The sequence below is a fragment of the Erwinia sp. CGal63 genome (genome assembly GCF_037026505.1).
Taxonomy (GTDB): Bacteria; Pseudomonadota; Gammaproteobacteria; order Enterobacterales; family Enterobacteriaceae; genus Erwinia.
Genome location: NZ_JAKUMN010000001.1, coordinates 1,561,545 through 1,580,284, shown reverse-complemented (window position 1 = coordinate 1,580,284; position 18,740 = coordinate 1,561,545). Strand labels below are relative to the sequence as shown.

Genomic DNA, 18,740 nt, shown 5'->3' with positions numbered 1-18,740 from the left:
TTAACAGGATAGAACAATGACGCAATTTGCTATGGTTTTCCCGGGTCAGGGATCGCAGGCGGTTGGCATGCTGGCCGAGCTGGCAGCTGAAAATCCGCTGATTGAACAGACGTTTCGTGAAGCTTCCGACGCGCTGGGTTACGATCTCTGGGCGCTGGTGCAGAATGGGCCTGCTGAAGAACTGAACAAAACCTGGCAGACGCAGCCGGCGTTGCTGGCCGCATCTGTTGCTATTTTCCGCGTTTGGCAGGAAAAAGGCGGATCGCAGCCTGCAATGCTGGCGGGACACAGCCTGGGCGAGTATAGTGCGCTGGTTTGCGCAGGCGTGATCGATTTTAAAGACGCCATTAAGCTGGTTGAGCTGCGTGGCAAGCTGATGCAGGAAGCGGTACCGGAAGGGACCGGCGCGATGCAGGCGATTATTGGCCTGGACGACGCGGCTATTGCCAAAGCCTGTGAAGAAGCGGCTCAGGGCGAAGTGGTGTCGCCGGTGAACTTCAACTCGCCGGGTCAGGTTGTTATCGCGGGCAATAAAGCGGCGGTGGAACGTGCTGGTGCAGCCTGTAAAGCCGCCGGCGCCAAACGCGCGCTGCCGCTGCCGGTTAGCGTACCGTCGCATTGCGCGCTTATGAAGCCTGCGGCGGATAAGCTGGCGGTTGCGCTGGCGTCGCTGACTTTCAACGCGCCAGCCGTGCCCGTGGTCAACAATGTTGATGTTCGCTGCGAAACCTCTGCTGAGGCGATCCGCAGCGCGCTGGTTCGCCAACTCTATAGCCCGGTTCGCTGGACAGAGTGCGTAGAGCTTATGGCGCAGCAGGGCGTAACGTCGCTGCTGGAAGTCGGGCCAGGCAAGGTGTTAACCGGCCTGACCAAACGAATTGTAGACAGCCTGACGGCGGCGCCGGTCAACGATCCGGCCAGCCTCTCCGCAGCGCTCGGGCAGTAAGAAGAGGATGAAGATGAACTTCGAAGGAAAAATTGCGTTGGTTACCGGCGCGAGCCGCGGCATCGGCCGTGCGATCGCGGAAAAGCTGGTAGAAGGCGGCGCGAAAGTGATCGGCACGGCGACCAGCGAAAGCGGCGCAGAGGCGATTAGCGCTTACCTGGGCAGCAATGGCAAAGGCCTGGCGCTGAACGTGACCGACAGCGCGTCTATCGACGAAGTGCTGGCCACGATCCGTGCGGAATTTGGCGAAGTGGACATTTTAGTCAATAATGCTGGCATTACGCGTGATAATCTTCTGATGCGTATGAAGGACGACGAGTGGCAGGATATCCTGGACACTAATCTGACTTCCGTATTCCGCCTTTCAAAAGCGGTAATGCGCGCTATGATGAAAAAACGCGTGGGCCGAATCATTACCATTGGCTCCGTTGTTGGAACAATGGGTAATGCGGGCCAGGCAAACTACGCGGCAGCAAAAGCGGGTTTGATCGGCTTCAGCAAGTCACTGGCGCGGGAAGTCGCGTCACGTGGTATCACCGTTAACGTTGTGGCTCCCGGTTTCATTGAAACCGACATGACGCGTGCGCTGACTGAAGAGCAGCGTGCAGGCATCCTGGCGGGAGTGCCGGCGGGTCGCTTAGGCGGCGCGCAGGAGATCGCCAGTGCCGTTGCATTTTTAGCCTCTGACGAGGCTGCGTACATCACTGGTGAAACGCTGCACGTCAACGGCGGAATGTACATGGTCTGATAATCACGAAAACTATTTGCGTTATTTGCGGTAATGCCCGCAAAATAGCGTAAAATCGTGGTTTGACCAGCCGGGATTTAGTTGCATCTTTTTCAACATTTTATACACTACGAAAACCATCGCGAAAGCGAGTTTTGATAGGAAATTTAATAGTATGAGCACTATCGAAGAACGCGTTAAGAAAATCATTGGCGAGCAGCTTGGCGTTAAGCAGGAAGAAGTTGTTAACACTGCCTCTTTTGTAGAAGATCTGGGCGCTGATTCTCTTGATACCGTTGAGCTGGTAATGGCTCTGGAAGAAGAGTTTGATACTGAGATTCCGGACGAAGAAGCTGAGAAAATCACTACCGTTCAGGCAGCTATTGATTACATCAATGGTCACCAGGGTTAAGTGAGCATCTCCAGGCGGTCACTCGACCGCCTGAATTTTATCTGTAGGTCATTCTCTTTTTTCCCCTCCCTGGAGGACGAACGTGTCTAAGCGTCGTGTAGTTGTGACCGGTCTTGGCATGTTGTCTCCTGTCGGCAATACCGTAGAGTCTACCTGGAATGCTCTTGTTGCCGGTCAGAGTGGCATCAGCCCGATCGACCATTTTGAAACCAGTGCCTATGCAACGCGCTTTGCTGGCTTAGTAAAGGATTTCAACTGCGAGGATTTTATCTCGCGTAAAGATCAGCGCAAAATGGATGCCTTTATTCAGTATGGCGTTGTCGCTGGTATTCAGGCTATGCAGGATGCCGGTCTGGTCATTACTGACGAGAACGCGCATCGTATCGGCGCCGCTATCGGCTCCGGCATCGGCGGTCTTGGTTTAATAGAAGAAAACCATAGCTCGCTGGTCAACGGCGGCCCTCGTAAAATCAGTCCTTTCTTTGTGCCTTCCACCATTGTGAACATGATTGCCGGTCATCTGACTATCATGTACGGCATGAAAGGGCCGAGTATCGCTATTTCCACCGCCTGTACCACCGGCGTCCATAACATCGGCCAGGCGGCGCGTATCATCGCCTATAACGATGCCGATGTCATGATCGCCGGCGGCGCCGAAAAGGGCAGTACGCCGCTGGGCATTGGCGGCTTCGGTGCGGCGCGTGCGCTTTCCACCCGCAACGACAACCCGCAGGCGGCAAGCCGTCCGTGGGATAAAGATCGCGACGGCTTCGTGCTGGGCGACGGTGCGGGCATTGTGGTGCTGGAAGAGTATGAACATGCGAAAAAGCGCGGCGCGAAGATCTACGCCGAGCTGGTCGGCTTTGGCATGAGCAGCGACGCTTATCATATGACCTCTCCGCCAGAAAACGGCGCGGGCGCGGCGCTGGCGATGGAAAACGCCCTGCGTGACGCCCAGCTGTCGCCGGAGCAGATCGGCTATATCAATGCGCACGGCACCTCGACGCCGGCGGGCGATATTGCCGAAGCGCAGGCCGTTAAGTCGGTGTTTGGCGCGGCGGCGTCCAGCGTGATGGTCAGCTCTACTAAATCCATGACCGGACATCTGTTAGGCGCGGCGGGCGCGGTAGAATCTATCTACTCGATCCTTGCGCTGCGCGATCAGGTCATTCCGCCAACCATCAACCTGGATAACCCGGATGAAGGTTGCGACCTGGACTTCGTGCCGCACACGGCGCGTCAGGTTAAAGGGCTGGAGTATGCGCTGTGCAACTCCTTCGGGTTTGGCGGCACCAACGGCTCGCTGATCTTCCGTAAGATCTGATCCGCCTGTTGTGACAGAAGGCCCGCAAACGCGGGCCTTTTTTGTTTTTTGACGGTCAGCAAAAGTAAAACAGAGCGGGATAAGGCAGGCTTAACCACCAAAAAGGAGAGCAGATGATCTGGATAAACGGCAAGCAACAGGAGTTGATTGGGATCAGGGACCGCGCCGTGCAGTTTGGCGACGGCTGCTTTACTACGGCCCGGATAGTGGACGGCCGCATAGTGATGCCGGATGCTCATCTGCTACGGCTTCAGCTGGCCTGCGAACGACTGTGGATACGCCATGTCGACTGGCAAGCTTTGCAGCAGGAAATAACCTTAGCCGCGGCAACGCGCGTGGAGGGCGTACTTAAAGTTATTCTCTCACGAGGCGAAGGCGGACGCGGCTACAGCGCCAGCGGCTGCGGTGAGGCCACGCGTATCATCATGCTGTCGGACTATCCCGCCCATTATCATCAGTTACGTCAAACGGGCGTCAGCCTGGCACTGAGCACGATACGCCTGGCGCGCAATCCGCTGCTGGCAGGCATAAAACACCTTAACCGGCTTGAGCAGGTGCTGATCCGTACAGAGCTTGAGCAGACCGGCGCCGACGAAGCGCTGGTGCTTGACACTCAAGGCATGCTGGTGGAATGCTGTGCGGCGAATTTGTTCTGGCGTAAGGGCGAGCGAGTTTTTACGCCGGATGTCGCGGAAGCTGGCGTAAACGGCATCCAGCGGCAGTGGGTGATAGAGCGGCTTGCCGCGCAGGGGATAGCGGTCAGCGAAGTCAGCGAGCCGCCGCAGACGCTCGCAGAAGCGGACGAAATCTTTATAACTAACGCGCTGATGCCGGTACTGCCGGTGTCCAGGATCGAACAACGGCTTTATCGCTCCAGAGAGCTGTTCAGCCGAATCAGTGCGCACGATTTTCAGGGAAATTTATGACAGTAAAAAGCAAACTTGTCGGCGGGATCGTCGTGCTTGTTATCGCCGGTCTGGCTTACAGCTACTGGCAAATCAGGCAGTTCGCCGCCTCGCCGCTGGCTATCAGTCAGGAAGCTATTTTTACGCTGCCTGCCGGCTCGGGCCGCGTCGCGCTGGAGGCGGAACTCAACCAGCAAAAAATCGTCCCGCGCTCTGTCTGGTTTGGCTGGCTGCTGAAGCTGGAACCGGAACTGGCGAATTTCAAGGCGGGAACCTATCGTTTCAGCCAGGGCATGACCGTGCGCCAGATGCTGGCGCTGCTCTCCAGCGGCAAAGAAGCGCAGTTCCCGATCCGCTTTATCGAAGGCTCGCGTATGCAGGAGTGGCTGGCGCAGCTGCGTGCGGCACCCTATATCAAACATACCTTAGCGGATGACAGCTTCGCCACGCTGGCCAAGGCGCTGGACATCCCTGAACAGAACGTGGAAGGCTGGTTCTATCCGGATACCTATTCCTATACCGCCAACACCACAGATGTGGCGATCCTGCGTCGCGCGCATGCGCAGATGGATAAAATTGTCGATACGCTGTGGCAAAGCAAAAAGGAAGGCTTGCCCTACAAAGATAAAAACGACCTGCTGACGATGGCTTCCATTGTGGAAAAAGAGACGGCAGTAAGCGCGGAGCGCAGCAGGGTCGCTTCGGTCTTTATCAACCGGCTGCGGCTGGGGATGCGGCTGCAAACCGATCCTACCGTGATTTACGGCATGGGCGACAGCTATAAGGGCACGCTGACCCGCAAGGATCTGGAAACGCCGACGGCTTATAATACCTATGTTATCGCCGGGATGCCGCCGGGGCCTATCGCCATGCCAGGCAAAGCGTCGCTGGAAGCGGCCGCCCAGCCGGAAAAAACAGATTTCCTCTATTTTGTCGCGGACGGCAAAGGCGGCCACACCTTTACCACCAACCTGGCGAGCCACAATCGGGCGGTTCAGGTCTGGCGCCAGCTGAACAAGGAAAAAAATGAACAGTAAATTTATCGTCATTGAAGGTCTGGAAGGCGCGGGTAAAACCACCGCTCGCGATAGCCTTGTCGCGGTACTGAAACAGCACGGCGTTGATGATATCGTTTTTACCCGCGAACCCGGCGGTACGCCGCTGGCGGAAAAGCTGCGCGAGCTAATCAAGCAGGGCATTGATGGCGAGCCGATCACCGATCGGGCAGAGCTTCTGATGCTTTATGCGGCGCGCGTGCAGCTGGTGGAAAACGTGATTAAACCAGCGCTGGCGCGCGGCGCCTGGGTAATCGGCGACCGTCACGATCTCTCTTCCCAGGCCTATCAGGGCGGCGGACGCGGTCTGGACAGCGAGCTGATGCTGCAACTGAAGCGTAGCGTGCTGGGCGACTTCGCGCCCGATCTGACGCTCTATCTGGACGTCACGCCGGAGATCGGCCTGCAGCGCGCCAGGGCAAGAGGCGAGCTGGACAGGATTGAACAGGAGTCGCTGAACTTCTTTATCCGCACGCGCGAACGCTACCTGACGCTGGCCGCTGCCGATCCACGCATTAAAACCATCGATGCCACGCAAAACATTGAGCAGGTTTCCGCCGCTATCCGCCAGACGCTGACGCAGTGGCTACAGGAAGAGCTATGATCTGGTATCCCTGGCTTAGCCAGCCCTATCGGCAGATTATCGGCCAGCATCAGGCGGGACGCGGACACCATGCGCTGCTGCTGCAGGCGCTGCCGGGCATGGGCGACGCCTCGCTGGTTTGGGGCATCAGCCGCTGGCTGATGTGCCAGCGCAGAGACGGGCTGAAAAGCTGTGGAGAGTGTCACGCCTGCCGTCTGATGCAGGCCCATACGCACCCGGACTGGTACGAACTGTCGGCGGAAAAAGGCAAAAGCTCGCTGGGGATAGACGCGGTGCGCGGCGTAACGGAAAAACTTTTCCATCATGCCCAGCAGGGCGGCGCTAAGGTGGTCTGGCTGCCTGATGCCGCGCAGCTAACGGAAGCCGCTGCCAACGCCCTGCTGAAAACGCTGGAAGAGCCGCCGGTCAATACCTGGTTTCTGCTCTGCTGCCAGCAGCCGTCGCAGCTGCTGGCCACGCTGCGCAGCCGCTGTCAGGCTATTCACCTGGCCGCGCCGGACGAAACGCAAAGCCTGGGCTGGCTGCAGAAGCAGACCAACGCCTCGCAGCAGGATTGCCTGACCGCACTGCGGCTGAGCGGCGGCGCGCCAGCAGCGGCGCAGACGCTGCTGGAAAAACACTGGGCCGCGCGTCAGACGCTGTGCGAGGCGCTGCCCGGAGCGCTGCAGCAGGATATGCTATCCTTGCTGCCTGTTTTAAATCATGACGACGCGGCACAGCGCACCGGCTGGCTCTGCGCGCTGCTGGTGGACGCGCTGAAATGGCAGCAGGGCGGCGGACGTTTTATCGCCAATGCCGACAGCCAGGCGCTGGTGGCGGAGATCGCCCGTCAGCTACCGGCCAGCGCGCTGGATGAGAGCGTGCGTCAATGGTTCCTGTGCCGCGATCGCCTGCTGAACGTGGTTGCCGTTAACCGCGAACTGTTACTGACCGACCGGCTGCTGGCGTGGGAGCAGATGCTGCACGCCTCCGTAGTCGGCTAATCAAGCTGGAATAATTATGTTTTTAGTGGATTCACACTGCCATCTCGACGGGCTCGACTATGCGGGCCTGCACCAGAATGTGGACGACGTGCTGGCGAAAGCCGCCGCGCGCGACGTAAAATTTATGCTGGCGGTGGCGACCACGCTGCCAGGCTACAAAGCCATGACGCAGCTGATCGGCGATCGTGATAACGTGGCGTACTCCTGCGGCGTACATCCGCTCAATCAGGATGAGCCATTCGATTTTGCGGAACTGCGCCAGCTGGCCGCTGACGAGCGCGTTATCGCCATGGGCGAAACGGGGCTGGATTACTATTATCAAAAAGAGACTATGGCGCAGCAGCAGGCCTCTTTTCGCGAGCATATCCGTGTTGGTCGCGAGCTGAATAAGCCGGTTATCGTCCATACGCGTGACGCCCGCGAAGATACGCTGGCGATCTTGAAAGAAGAGCAGGTGGAAGGTTGCGGCGGCGTGCTGCACTGCTTTACCGAAGATCGCGAAACGGCAGCAAAGCTGCTGGATATGGGGTTTTATATCTCATTTTCAGGCATCGTGACTTTCCGCAACGCCGAAACCATCCGCGAGGCGGCGCGCTATGTGCCGCTGGACAGAATCCTGGTGGAAACCGACTCGCCTTATCTGGCGCCGGTGCCGTATCGGGGCAAAGAGAATCAGCCCGCTTACACCCGCGACGTGGCGGAATATATGGCCGTACTGAAAGGCGTCAGTATCGAAGCGCTGGCGGAAGCCACAACCGCCAACTTTTCTCGTCTTTTCCATGTGCCAATAGAGCGCCTGACAGACTGAGGGTTTTATTTCAGTACTCGTAATAAATTTGTGAAAAAAAGTCGACCGTATCGTTCCGCAGGGGGCGATACGGTTTTTTAATGGGTAAAAACTGGCGATTTAACCGGAAATCAGCTACACAGCAGGCGGATGTTCAGTGAAACGTGATAACCGTCAAACAAATCCTGACGGAATTATTTTACAGTTCGTAATAAATCATGAGGGCGCCCAGCGCTCCACTCATAGCGGGTCCTCCCCCCGTTATATCGCGTCTGAAAGCGCGTAAAAGCACCCATACTCAGGAGTTTCACATATGTTCAAAAATGCATTTGCAAACCTGCAAAAGGTCGGTAAATCGCTGATGTTGCCGGTATCGGTGCTGCCGATAGCCGGTATCCTGCTTGGCGTAGGCTCCGCCAACTTCAGCTGGTTGCCCGCCGTCGTCTCTCACGTTATGGCGGAAGCAGGTGGTTCCGTCTTTGCCAACATGCCGCTCATCTTCGCTATCGGCGTTGCTTTAGGCTTTACCAACAACGATGGCGTTTCCGCGCTGGCGGCCGTGGTCGCCTATGGCATCATGGTTAAGACTATGGCGGTGGTGGCGCCGCTGGTGCTGCATATGCCCGCCGGCGAGATCGAAGCCAAGCATCTTGCCGATACCGGGGTACTGGGCGGGATTATCGCCGGTTCCATCGCGGCCTATATGTTTAACCGCTTTTACCGCATCAAGCTGCCGGAATATCTCGGCTTCTTTGCCGGTAAACGTTTTGTGCCGATTATTTCCGGCTTTACGGCTATTTTCGTCGGCGTTGTGCTCTCCTTTATCTGGCCGCCTGTGGGCACCGCGATTCAGGAGTTCTCGCAGTGGGCTGCCTATCAGAACCCGGTGGTTGCCTTCGGCATCTACGGCGTGATTGAACGCTCTCTGGTGCCGTTCGGCCTGCACCATATCTGGAATGTGCCATTCCAGATGCAGATCGGCGAGTTCACCAACGCTGCAGGTCAGGTATTCCATGGCGATATCCCGCGCTATATGGCGGGCGACCCGACGGCGGGCAAACTTTCCGGCGGCTTCCTGTTTAAAATGTATGGCCTGCCTGCGGCGGCGATTGCTATCTGGCACTCCGCCAAGCCTGAAAACCGTGCGAAAGTGGGCGGTATCATGATCTCCGCTGCGCTGACCTCGTTCCTGACCGGCATCACCGAACCTATCGAATTCTCCTTTATGTTCGTGGCGCCGATCCTGTATGCGATCCACGCGATTCTGGCCGGTCTGGCATTCCCAATCTGTATCCTGCTGGGTATGCGTGACGGCACCAGCTTCTCACACGGTCTGATCGACTTTGTGGTGCTGAGCGGCAACAGCAGCCGTATCTGGCTGTTCCCGGTAATCGGTATTATCTATGGCCTGATTTACTACACCGTGTTCCGCGTGCTGATAGCCAAACTCAATCTGAAAACGCCTGGTCGTGAAGATGTCACCACGACGCAGACGGCGGGCGCCGCTAACGAAATGGCGGCTAACCTGGTGGCGGCGTTCGGCGGTAAAGAGAACATCACTAACCTTGACGCCTGTATCACGCGTCTACGCGTCAGCGTGGCGGACGTATCCAAAGTGGATCAGTCCGGCCTGAAACAGCTTGGCGCAGCGGGCGTAGTAGTAGCAGGTTCCGGCGTGCAGGCGATTTTCGGCACCAAGTCCGACAACCTGAAAACCGAGATGGACGACTACATCCGTAATACTTAAGCGATTTGGTCGAGAAACAAGGGAGCGAAAGCTCCCTTTTTTTATGGCCGCCGCTGCTAAAAGCAACGGACAGGCAAAGAAAATCCTGCGGAAGGTTGAAAGAAAACAAATATCTCGCTCATACTGCCGTAACTCTACTCATAGCTTAAGGACATGCATCATGGCTGAAGAAACGATTTTCAGTAAGATTATCCGTCGCGAAATCCCGGCCGATATCGTTTATCAGGACGAGCTGGTTACCGCTTTCCGCGACATCTCGCCGAAAGCGCCAACGCACATTCTGATCGTGCCGAATATTCTGATCCCAACCGCCAACGACACGGTTGCGGGACACGAAGCCGCGCTGGGTCGGATGATTGTGGTGGCGTCGCAAATCGCCAAAGATGAAGGGATCGCCGAGGATGGCTATCGTTTGATCATGAACTGCAACCAGCACGGCGGACAAGAGGTCTATCATATCCATCTGCATCTGGTCGGCGGTCGTCCGCTGGGCCCGATGCTGGCTGAATAAGATGCCGGAGCAACTATGATGCGGATGATCGCCCTGGGCGTCGTGCTGGCGGCGCTAAACGGTTGCGCCAGCGATCGCGCCGCGATTGATACTTCGCAGTCGCTGGTGATGGAGTCGTCGGTGCTGTCGGCGGGCATTCTTACCGATGAACCGACGATGTCGGTACATGAAGGCCAGCAGCGCGCGTCATCGCGGCTTTACAACCAGCAGGAAAAACCCGTCACGCTGCACTATCGTTTTTACTGGTATGACGAAAAAGGGCTGGAAATCCTGCCTTTTGAAGCGCCCCGCAGGGTCACCGTCGCGCCGCACAGCAGTGTTGATATATCGTCGCAAACGGGTAATCTGACGGCCAACAAGGTTCGCCTTTACCTGTATCTGTAGGAGATTTTTGCGTGGAAAGGAAGATAACTAAATTTTCGGGCGTCGTGTTGCTGGCGCTTATCCTGAGCGGCTGTGTGATTAAGCAGCAGCAGCCCGCGCCCGTAGAGCCGGCGCAGCCGGTTCCGGAACCGACGCAGCCCGTGCCGACGCCGACTCAGCCGCCGCCGGTGGAAACAGTGCCGCAGCCGCCGAAAATGCAGTCGATCAACTGGGACGCCAGCGTCTCGCCGCTGGTCGCGCAGATGCTGAAGGCGGACGGCGTCACGCCCGGCAGCGTGCTGCTGATCGACAGCGTGAAAAACAGCACTAACGGCAGCCTGCAGCGGGCCAAAGCCACCGCCGCGCTGCAGAATGCGCTGCAGAACAATGCGCAGTTCAAGCTGGTGGCGCCAGAGCAGCTGGCGACGGCTAAACAGACGCTGGGACTCTCCGCCGAGGATAGCCTGGGCTCGCGCAGTAAAGCGGTCGGTCTGGCTCGCTACGTCGGCGCGCAGTATGTGCTCTATACCAACGCGCAGGGCGACGTTAAATCGCCAGAGCTGCAGATGCAGCTGATGCTGGTGCAGACCGGCGAAATCATCTGGTCAGGCAACGGTGTCGTACAGCATTGATCCCAAGCTCACAAGGCTGATCCAACAACGATTTCCGGCGGAGCAATCCGCCGGTTCTTTTTTGCCGCTTTCCGGCCTGACGGGGCTGACGACGAAAATCGAGCTGGCGCATACGACGCTGCTGGCTCGCTATCAGCCGCAAAAGAAGTCTCTACCAGGCGTGGATCGGCAGCGCGAATACCGCATTTTGCGCCAGCTGCGCCAGACCGATCTGGCGCCAGCCGTCAGAGGCTACGCCGATAGCTGGCTGCTGCTTGACTGGCTGCCGGGCGAGGCGCTGAGCGAAGAGGGTTTCCCGGCGGCGCTGGAAAGCGTGGCTGGCGAACTGGCAAAGCTGCACCGGCAGCCGCCCAGCGGTTATCCTTTACAGCTGCAAAAATTGCTGGAACGCTACTGGCAGCTCAGTCAGCCGTCGCGACGGCACTGCGGCTGGCTGCGCGCGCTGCGACGCCTGCAGCGGATCGGCGAGCCGAAACCGCTGCGGCTGGCGCTGTTGCATATGGACGTGCATCCGGGCAACCTGATTCGGCAGGAAAATAAACTGCGGCTGATTGACTGGGAGTACGCCAGCGATGGCGATATCGCGCTGGAGCTGGCGGCGCTGGTCGCCGGAAACGCGCTGGAGCCGACGCAACAGTCGGCGCTAATCGAACATTATGCCGCTCTGCAGCGGCTGGATGCGACCTGCCTGCGGCGGCAGATGGCGCGCTGGCAGCCCTGGCTGACGCTGCTGGCCGCCAGCTGGTATGAGCTACGCTGGCAGCAGAGCGGCAACGAAGCATTTTATACGCTGGCGGCGCAGGCCTGGCAGCGGGTACGATCATAAGAGGTAATTTGTGGGACCGGTAATGTTAGATGTGCTCGGTTACGAGCTGGACGCGGAAGAGCGGGAAATTTTGCAGCATCCGCTGGTGGGCGGGCTAATCCTGTTTACGCGCAACTATCACGATCCTGAGCAGCTGCAGGAGCTGATCAGACAGATCCGCGCGGCTTCGCGTCATCGTCTGGTGCTGGCGGTGGACCAGGAAGGCGGTCGCGTGCAGCGTTTCCGCGAAGGTTTTACGCGGCTGCCGGCGATGCAATCTTTCGCCGCGCTCAACAACGAGACCGAAGCGGCAAGGCTGGCGCAGGAAGCTGGCTGGCTGATGGCCGCCGAGATGATTGCAATGGATATCGATATCAGCTTCGCGCCGGTGCTGGATATCGGTCACGGCAGCGCGGCGATCGGCGAGCGCAGCTTCCATGAGGATCCGGCGATAGCGCTGGCGATGGCGCGCTGTTTTATCAAGGGCATGCACGAAGCCGGCATGAAAACCACCGGTAAGCATTTTCCCGGTCACGGCGCGGTAAGCGCGGACTCGCATAAAGAAACGCCGCGCGACGAACGCCCTGAAGAGATTATTCGTCAGCACGACATGCAAATCTTTAAACAGCTGATTGACGAGCAAATGCTGGATGCGGTGATGCCCGCGCACGTTATCTATACTCAGGTAGATCCGCGTCCGGCCAGCGGCTCGTCGCACTGGCTGAAGAAGGTGCTGCGCAACGAGCTGGGCTTTGATGGCGTGATTTTCTCCGACGATTTGTCGATGGAAGGCGCGGCGATTATGGGCAGCTATGCCGAGCGCGGTCAGGCTTCGCTGGATGCCGGCTGCGATATGATCCTGGTTTGCAACAACCGCGACGGCGCGGTCAGCGTGCTGGATAATCTGTCACCGATCAATGCTGAGCGTGCAACCCGACTCTATCATGGCGGTAACTTTACCCGCCGGGAGCTGCTGGCTTCGTCGCGCTGGCAAGAGAGTAGTCAGGCGCTAAGCGCGCTGCAAACGCGCTGGCTGGAGCAACGTTAAACAACGCCGCCGGATGCCGCATCCGGCGCGTAGCAGAACGGCGAGAGTTCAGACTGAGGTAAATCACAGGGGAAAACGATGATCATCTATCTGCACGGTTTCGATTCAACCAGTCCCGGCAACCATGAAAAGGTGCTGCAGTTACAGTTTATCGATCCGGATGTACGGCTGCTCAGCTACAGCACGCTGCATCCCAAACACGACATGCAGCATCTGCTGAAAGAAACCGATAAGCTGCTGCGCGCCAGCGACGATGAAAGAGCGCTGATCTGCGGCGTGGGGCTGGGCGGATACTGGGCCGAGCGCATCGGTTTTCTCAATGATATTCGTCAGGTGATGTTCAATCCCAACCTGTGGCCGGAAGAGAACATGCCGGGCAAAATCGACAGGCCGGAAGAGTATGTTGATATCGCCACCAAATGCGTCAGCAATTTCCGCGAAAAAAACCGCGATCGCTGTCTGACGATCCTTTCCCGCCGCGACGAAGCGCTGGAGAGCCAGCGCAGCGCGCAGCTGCTGAGCAGCTACTATGAGCTGGTCTGGGACGAAAGCCAGGGCCATAAATTCAAAGATATCACCTCGCATCTGCAGCGGATCAAAGCCTTCAAGACGCTGGGCTAGCCGCTTTTTCGCCCGCGCGAGTTCGGCGGGCGATTCTTTATCTAACCGTTTTCCAGCCTGGGCCACTGCTCCAGCGTAATGTTACGCATATTGGCCATATCGCTGAACTCCGCCAGCGTCGCTTTAATATCCTTATCCAGATACTCCGCGTTCTCATGTTCGACGATCACCACGCTGTTGTCGGGGATTTTCGCCAGCAGCTGCTGTAAACGGGCATTGTGCAGGAAGATCAGATTCTGATTAAAACGCACCACGAAATGATCGTTGTAGCGGCTGAGCTGGATAGCGCTTTGGTGGCTGGCGACAGAGCTGCACAGCAGCTGCGTCAGTACGCCCGCCAGCAAACCCGGCAGCATCCCGATAAAAATAATGCCGCAGGTGGTCGCCAGAAAAGGAATAAACTGCACCAAACCCTGACGCCACTGGCTGATAAACAGCGACGGCGAGGCCAGCTTGTAGCCGGTATAGATCAGAATGGCGGCCAGGCTCGCCAGCGGGATTCGGTTCAGTAGCGATTCGAAAAGCAGACCGCAGCAAAGCATCAGTACGCCATGCAGGATCACCGAGAGCTTGCTACGCGCGCCGGCGTTGACGTTTACCGAACTGCGGACAATCACCGCCGTCACCGGAATACCGCCCAGCAGCCCGCTCAGCATATTGCCGGCGCCCTGGGCGAGCAGCTCTTTATCCGGTGAAGGCTGCGGGCGCTGGTCGACCAGCTTTTTCAGCGCCTGCTGGCTAAGCAGCGTCTCCATGCTGGCCACCAGCGCCAGCGTCAGGCCGGTAAGCCAGACGGCGGGATGACTCCAGGCGTTGAAAAAGTCGGGATGATTGAACTGCTGCGCCAGTGACGCCCAGGAGTCCACCTGCGGCAGGCTCAGGCGATCCAGCGTGGCGGCCGCCTGCGGTAACAGCTTCTCGGCTATCAGCAGCACCATGCCGCCCCAGAGCACCGCTACCAGCTCGCCGGGCACAAGGCCGAAAAAACGATTGTGCTGACGGCGCTTGTGCCACAGAAAAAGAATAAACAGCGCGCCCAGCGCCACAAAAACCGACAGGGGCGAAAAGAGTTTGGTTACCGTTTCCCCTTCGGCATCCAGCGCGGCAGGCGTCTGCTGGCGAATCAGCAGCAGGCCGATTGCCGCCATCATGCCCTGGATCACCGAGCCCGGGATCAGGCTTATCCAGCGCCCAAAACGCAGAATGCCGGCCAGCGTTTGCAGCGAGCCCGCCAGCACCAGCGCGGCCAGCAGCAGGGAAAAGCTGCCGAGATTCTCCATAGCGGCGACCACAATGGTCACCAGACCCGCCGCCGGGCCGCTGACGGCGAAGCGGGAAGGGCTGCACAGCGTCACAACCAGTCCGCCGATCACGCCGGTCAGCAGCCCGACAAAAGGCGGCAGACCACAGGCCTGGGCAATCCCCAGGCTAAGCGGCAGCGCCACTAAAAATACTACCGTGCCTGCCAATATATCGTCGCGTAGATTTTTCATATTCATCTTTGGCACCTTCTTAAACCAGTCTTTTTAAATAGCCGCTGTGCAGTTCATAGACACAGCCGTAAATAGCGACTTCTCTGCCCGCTTTTTTCGCCGCTTTCACCGGCCAGGCATTAATTAAATTAATCGCCTGCGCCATCAGGTGATATTCCGTTAACTTTTCTTTATCCGTCGTGGCTATTTTCTTTTCAGGCTGAAACGTTGCCATCCAGCTGTTAAGGGATTGATAAAGTTTTTGCAGCCGTCGGGTGAGCGGATCGGAATAAGGCGACGAATCGGTTTCCTGTAATTCCAGCGCGGCGTTGATACCGCCGCAGCCGTAGTGGCCACAAAGAATAACGGTATCGATCTTTAAATGTTCAAGCGCGTATTGCAGCACGCTCATCAGGCTTTCATCCTCTTCCAGCACCATATTGGCGATATTGCGGTGAACAAATAGCTCGCCGGGATGCGCATTAGTTAATACCTCGGCAGGCACGCGGCTGTCGGAGCAGCCAATCCAAAGCGCTTGCGGTTGCTGAGCGGGCACCAGATTTAAAAAAAATTCCGCATCCCGGTGTTTCTGCTGCTGCGCCCAGCTGCGGTTTCTTGCCAGCAATCTGTTTAGTGTTTTCATTTCCGTTCCCTTTTTCTTTTTCCGGCAGGGTAGCCAGAATATCTTAAGGGAATCTTAATAAATCAGACCATCTTAAAATTTATTGATCTCTGACGAATATATTGCCTTGCATGAGATTTAAATATTTACGGGAAATAAATCCTCAAACATGCTTTATTGTTTTTTAATATAAAAATCTTATTCAGAAAACAAGAAGCGGGTTTATTGGAGTCTTTGTGAATAGAAAGGCGACGTTAAACCGGTTTCGTCGATGACTGTCGGCTCTGGTATGACTATTCCTTCTGATTCCTGAAGCCGGAATAAAAAACTACTCCGTTGGGAAGGGCGCCAGAAAGTGGGGTAAAATTATCGTGCTGAAAAGCGGAAAGTTATTCAGGAAAATCAAGGCGGTAATAAGAAATAGTTTAAAAAAATTGACCCATATCAATTTTTGCAGGACGACCGAATAACCTCGTGCTATTCTGCCTGCAGATAGCGAATAAATCGCCAACCCTATGTTAATTAAGGATATTATTTAACCTTTAATTAACGAATGGTTCACAATTTGAGGGGGTCGTTTGACTACACCAATGAAGAAGATTGTTATTGTCGGCGGAGGAGCCGGCGGGCTTGAGCTGGCGACGCAGCTTGGTCAGAAACTGGGACGGAAAAAAAAGGCGGAAATCACCCTGGTGGACCGCAATCACAGCCATTTATGGAAGCCGCTGCTGCATGAAGTCGCGACCGGATCGCTGGATGAAGGGATCGATGCGCTCAGCTATCTGGCTCATGCCCGTAATCACCATTTTCAGTTTCAGCTGGGAACGCTGACCGAAATCGATCGCGAAAATAAAAAACTGCAGCTGGCGGAGATCCGCAACGCACAGGGAGAACTGCTGGTTCCCGAGCGCGAGCTGGCGTACGACACGCTGGTGATGGCGCTGGGCAGCACCTCCAACGACTTCGGCACGCCGGGTGTGAAGGATCACTGCATCTTCCTGGACAACCCGCATCAGGCGCGCCGCTTCCATAATGAAATGCTGAACCTGTTCCTGAAGTTTTCCGCCAGCGAAGGCCGTCAGGAAAAAGTAAATATCGCTATCGTTGGCGGCGGCGCCACCGGCGTGGAGCTCTCTGCCGAGCTGCACAATGCGGTAAAACAGCTGCACAGCTACGGCTATAAAGGCCTGAACAACAGCGCGCTGAACGTAACGCTGGTGGAAGCGGGCGAGCGCATCCTGCCTGCGCTGCCGCCGCGCATCTCTTCGGCGGCGCATCAGGAGCTGACCAAGCTGGGCGTGCGCGTGCTGACCCAGACGATGGTGACCAGCGCCGATGAAAAGGGCCTGCATACCAAATCAGGCGAGTTTATCGACGCCGATCTGATGGTCTGGGCCGCAGGCATCAAGGCGCCGGACTTTATGAAAGAGATTGGCGGTCTGGAAACCAACCGCATCAATCAGCTGGTGGTGCAGCCGACGCTGCAAACCACGCGCGATGCGGATATCTACGCGATTGGCGACTGCGCTTCCTGCGCGCTGCCTTCCGGCGGATTCGTGCCGCCTCGCGCGCAGTCGGCGCACCAGATGGCGTCGCGCGTGCTGGATAATATCCTGGCGCAGATGAAAGGACGCGAACAAAAGGCCTACGTCTATAAAGATCACGGCTCGCTGGTGTCGCTGTCGCGCTTCAGTACGGTAGGCAGCCTGATGGGCAACCTGATGCGCGGTTCGATGATGGTCGAAGGACGCATCGCCCGCTTTGTTTATATCTCGCTTTACCGTATGCATCAGGTCGCGCTGCACGGCTATTTTAAAACGGGCCTGATGATGCTGGTCGGCAGCCTCAACCGGGTGATCCGTCCGCGTCTTAAACTGCATTAATCAGTACCGCCGCCACTAAAGTAATCGGGCTTATAGCGCTCTGGTCGCTATAAGCCTTTACGCCACCGCAGCCCGCCCTAAGAACTCTCTTAAAAGCTTAGCATTTGACTTTAGTGGTTTATTTCGTCCTGAATTCTTATTGTCACAACTGGTCCTGATAAGCAAACTTTACTCAACAAAACGCGTCGCGTACGCGCCCTGTGGGCGCCGGGTAAAGATGCGTGATAACCGTTTCAGGAGGCAGCCCTGTGAATAAATCGATGTTGGCAGGTATTGGTATTGGGGTAGCGGCCGCGCTGGGCGTCGCCGCTGTGGCGGGTATGAATGTGTTCGATCGCGGGCCGCAGTTTGCTCAGGTTCTCTCCGCCACGCCGATTAAAGAAACCATTAAAAACCCGCGTCAGGAGTGCCGCAACGTTACGCTGACCCATCGACGCGCCGTTCAGGATGAAAACCGTATCGCCGGTTCCGTACTGGGCGCGGTTGCGGGCGGCGTGCTGGGCCATCAGTTCGGCGGCGGACGTGGGCGCGATGTGGCGACCGTTGCAGGCGCGCTGGCGGGCGGCTACGGCGGCAACCAGGTACAGGGCGCGCTGCAGGATCGTGACACCTACACCACCACAGAGCAGCGCTGCAAAACCGTTTACGACAAGCAGGAAAAGACGCTGGGCTATGACGTCACCTATAAAATCGGCGACCAGCAGGGCAAAATCCGCATGGATAACGATCCGGGCACTCGCATCCCGTTAAACAGCAACGGCCAGCTGATCCTCAACAGTCAGAACCAGGCCTGAGTTCTCCCTGAATAAACGGGAAAAACAGGGCGCGCCATTTCAGCCTTGTCAGCAACATTAGCCTCATCTTCGCGGATGAGGCTTTTTTGTTTTTATCGGTATCTGAACGGTTGTTGTCGACGAGCGTTTATCGCTACCCACCTCCCTTTGCCAGGTAATATCTGAATCTGTCAGTTCAGGTATTGACCCAAAATGAATGATAAAGCCTCAGTAATCTCTGGTCGTAAATGACTTAAGTGAAATTTACAGGCGCAGTAGTAAATCTTTCCAATTTATCCTTCCGGTAGCTTTCCTGTAAGCCATTCAGATAGCGTACGCCTTCAGCTGTAAACAGGCGGTTCGCCATTTACCCTCTGATAATAAAGAATATTATTATCTACCCCTTGTCATTTTTCCGCTAAATAAAATCGTTTCTGCCTGCCTGAGTAGTCACCTTCGTTACTTATTTAGTTAAGCCAAACTGATTATCAATGTAAGTTTTTTGTAAGTTTTTCTACAT

The 18,740-nt window shown here is 56.7% G+C and carries 20 protein-coding genes; 18 read left to right on the top strand and 2 right to left on the bottom strand.

Going from position 1 to position 18,740, the window contains the following annotated elements; translation table 11 throughout:
• The first annotated feature begins 16 nt into the window (after positions 1-16).
• The 16 genes from fabD (at position 17) to ycfP (ending at position 13,470) form a co-directional block, all read left to right on the top strand.
• The gene (fabD, locus tag MKZ79_RS07165; RefSeq protein WP_336140924.1) at positions 17-946 is read left to right on the top strand and encodes an ACP S-malonyltransferase; all 930 of its coding nucleotides are present in this window, start codon (positions 17-19) and stop codon (positions 944-946) included.
• 13 nt (positions 947-959) lie between these two features.
• Entirely contained in the window at positions 960-1,694 is a 735-nt protein-coding gene (fabG, locus tag MKZ79_RS07160) for a 3-oxoacyl-ACP reductase FabG (RefSeq protein WP_336140923.1), read from the top strand.
• A gap of 154 nt (positions 1,695-1,848) precedes the next feature.
• Complete coding sequence (gene acpP / locus MKZ79_RS07155) at positions 1,849-2,085, top strand: acyl carrier protein (protein ID WP_124233666.1); 237 nt, start codon at positions 1,849-1,851, stop codon at positions 2,083-2,085.
• A gap of 82 nt (positions 2,086-2,167) precedes the next feature.
• Positions 2,168-3,409, top strand: a complete 1,242-nt coding sequence (gene fabF / locus MKZ79_RS07150; protein WP_336140922.1) for a beta-ketoacyl-ACP synthase II — start codon at positions 2,168-2,170, stop codon at positions 3,407-3,409.
• A gap of 113 nt (positions 3,410-3,522) precedes the next feature.
• Positions 3,523-4,335, top strand: coding sequence for an aminodeoxychorismate lyase (gene pabC, locus MKZ79_RS07145; protein WP_336140921.1), 813 nt, complete (start codon positions 3,523-3,525; stop codon positions 4,333-4,335).
• Positions 4,332-5,351 (top strand): endolytic transglycosylase MltG, encoded by a 1,020-nt coding sequence (mltG, locus tag MKZ79_RS07140; RefSeq protein WP_336140920.1) that lies wholly within the window; start codon positions 4,332-4,334, stop codon positions 5,349-5,351. Before pabC ends, mltG begins: the two co-directional genes overlap by 4 nt.
• A complete protein-coding gene (gene tmk / locus MKZ79_RS07135) occupies positions 5,341-5,973 on the top strand; it encodes a dTMP kinase (protein WP_336140919.1) in 633 nt (210 codons plus the stop codon). The genes mltG and tmk overlap by 11 nt, the downstream gene beginning before the upstream one ends.
• Positions 5,970-6,956: a DNA polymerase III subunit delta' gene (gene holB / locus MKZ79_RS07130; RefSeq protein ID WP_336140918.1), complete on the top strand. Its 987-nt coding sequence runs from the start codon at positions 5,970-5,972 to the stop codon at positions 6,954-6,956. Before tmk ends, holB begins: the two co-directional genes overlap by 4 nt.
• Before the next feature lie 16 nt (positions 6,957-6,972).
• Positions 6,973-7,764 (top strand): metal-dependent hydrolase, encoded by a 792-nt coding sequence (locus MKZ79_RS07125; protein ID WP_336140917.1) that lies wholly within the window; start codon positions 6,973-6,975, stop codon positions 7,762-7,764.
• Between the two features lie 292 nt (positions 7,765-8,056).
• On the top strand, positions 8,057-9,490 hold the full coding sequence (gene ptsG, locus MKZ79_RS07120; RefSeq protein ID WP_336140916.1) for a PTS glucose transporter subunit IIBC: 1,434 nt from the start codon (positions 8,057-8,059) through the stop codon (positions 9,488-9,490).
• Positions 9,491-9,650: 160 nt separating this feature from the next.
• Entirely contained in the window at positions 9,651-10,001 is a 351-nt protein-coding gene (hinT, locus tag MKZ79_RS07115; protein WP_336140915.1) for a purine nucleoside phosphoramidase, read from the top strand.
• 18 nt (positions 10,002-10,019) lie between these two features.
• Positions 10,020-10,385 carry a YcfL family protein gene (locus MKZ79_RS07110; protein WP_336141373.1) on the top strand — a complete coding sequence of 122 codons (366 nt, stop codon included), beginning with the start codon at positions 10,020-10,022 and terminating at the stop codon, positions 10,383-10,385.
• An 11-nt stretch (positions 10,386-10,396) separates the two neighbouring features.
• Complete coding sequence (lpoB, locus tag MKZ79_RS07105; RefSeq protein ID WP_336140914.1) at positions 10,397-10,996, top strand: penicillin-binding protein activator LpoB; 600 nt, start codon at positions 10,397-10,399, stop codon at positions 10,994-10,996.
• Positions 10,980-11,822: a thiamine kinase gene (gene thiK / locus MKZ79_RS07100; RefSeq protein WP_336140913.1), complete on the top strand. Its 843-nt coding sequence runs from the start codon at positions 10,980-10,982 to the stop codon at positions 11,820-11,822. Before lpoB ends, thiK begins: the two co-directional genes overlap by 17 nt.
• Positions 11,823-11,832: 10 nt before the next feature.
• Positions 11,833-12,849, top strand: a complete 1,017-nt coding sequence (nagZ, locus tag MKZ79_RS07095) for a beta-N-acetylhexosaminidase (protein ID WP_336140912.1) — start codon at positions 11,833-11,835, stop codon at positions 12,847-12,849.
• A 78-nt stretch (positions 12,850-12,927) separates the two neighbouring features.
• The gene (gene ycfP, locus MKZ79_RS07090) at positions 12,928-13,470 is read left to right on the top strand and encodes an alpha/beta hydrolase YcfP (protein WP_336140911.1); all 543 of its coding nucleotides are present in this window, start codon (positions 12,928-12,930) and stop codon (positions 13,468-13,470) included.
• Between the two features lie 41 nt (positions 13,471-13,511).
• On the opposite strand, the gene MKZ79_RS07085 is transcribed toward ycfP, so the two are convergent.
• Both MKZ79_RS07085 and MKZ79_RS07080 read right to left on the bottom strand, forming a co-directional pair.
• Complete coding sequence (locus MKZ79_RS07085; protein WP_336140910.1) at positions 13,512-14,969, bottom strand: SulP family inorganic anion transporter; 1,458 nt, start codon at positions 14,967-14,969, stop codon at positions 13,512-13,514.
• Positions 14,970-14,982: 13 nt separating this feature from the next.
• Positions 14,983-15,585 (bottom strand): carbonic anhydrase, encoded by a 603-nt coding sequence (locus MKZ79_RS07080; RefSeq protein WP_336140909.1) that lies wholly within the window; start codon positions 15,583-15,585, stop codon positions 14,983-14,985.
• A gap of 557 nt (positions 15,586-16,142) precedes the next feature.
• On the opposite strand from MKZ79_RS07080, the gene MKZ79_RS07075 reads away from it, so the two are divergent.
• Positions 16,143-17,447: an NAD(P)/FAD-dependent oxidoreductase gene (locus MKZ79_RS07075; RefSeq protein WP_336140908.1), complete on the top strand. Its 1,305-nt coding sequence runs from the start codon at positions 16,143-16,145 to the stop codon at positions 17,445-17,447.
• Between the two features lie 248 nt (positions 17,448-17,695).
• On the top strand, positions 17,696-18,241 hold the full coding sequence (locus MKZ79_RS07070) for a glycine zipper 2TM domain-containing protein (protein WP_336140907.1): 546 nt from the start codon (positions 17,696-17,698) through the stop codon (positions 18,239-18,241).
• Positions 18,242-18,740: the final 499 nt, after the last annotated feature.

Excerpts from the sequence above, each read along its gene's own strand:
- fabD (WP_336140924.1), top strand. The coding sequence starts at position 17 with ATGACGCAATTTGCTATGGTTTTCCCGGGTCAGGGATCGCAGGCGGTT.
- fabG (WP_336140923.1), top strand. The coding sequence starts at position 960 with ATGAACTTCGAAGGAAAAATTGCGTTGGTTACCGGCGCGAGCCGCGGC.
- acpP (WP_124233666.1), top strand. The coding sequence starts at position 1,849 with ATGAGCACTATCGAAGAACGCGTTAAGAAAATCATTGGCGAGCAGCTT.
- pabC (WP_336140921.1), top strand. The coding sequence starts at position 3,523 with ATGATCTGGATAAACGGCAAGCAACAGGAGTTGATTGGGATCAGGGAC.
- mltG (WP_336140920.1), top strand. The coding sequence starts at position 4,332 with ATGACAGTAAAAAGCAAACTTGTCGGCGGGATCGTCGTGCTTGTTATC.
- tmk (WP_336140919.1), top strand. The coding sequence starts at position 5,341 with ATGAACAGTAAATTTATCGTCATTGAAGGTCTGGAAGGCGCGGGTAAA.
- holB (WP_336140918.1), top strand. The coding sequence starts at position 5,970 with ATGATCTGGTATCCCTGGCTTAGCCAGCCCTATCGGCAGATTATCGGC.
- MKZ79_RS07125 (WP_336140917.1), top strand. The coding sequence starts at position 6,973 with ATGTTTTTAGTGGATTCACACTGCCATCTCGACGGGCTCGACTATGCG.
- ptsG (WP_336140916.1), top strand. The coding sequence starts at position 8,057 with ATGTTCAAAAATGCATTTGCAAACCTGCAAAAGGTCGGTAAATCGCTG.
- hinT (WP_336140915.1), top strand. The coding sequence starts at position 9,651 with ATGGCTGAAGAAACGATTTTCAGTAAGATTATCCGTCGCGAAATCCCG.
- MKZ79_RS07110 (WP_336141373.1), top strand. The coding sequence starts at position 10,020 with ATGCGGATGATCGCCCTGGGCGTCGTGCTGGCGGCGCTAAACGGTTGC.
- ycfP (WP_336140911.1), top strand. The coding sequence starts at position 12,928 with ATGATCATCTATCTGCACGGTTTCGATTCAACCAGTCCCGGCAACCAT.
- MKZ79_RS07085 (WP_336140910.1), bottom strand. The coding sequence starts at position 14,969 with ATGAATATGAAAAATCTACGCGACGATATATTGGCAGGCACGGTAGTA.
- MKZ79_RS07080 (WP_336140909.1), bottom strand. The coding sequence starts at position 15,585 with ATGAAAACACTAAACAGATTGCTGGCAAGAAACCGCAGCTGGGCGCAG.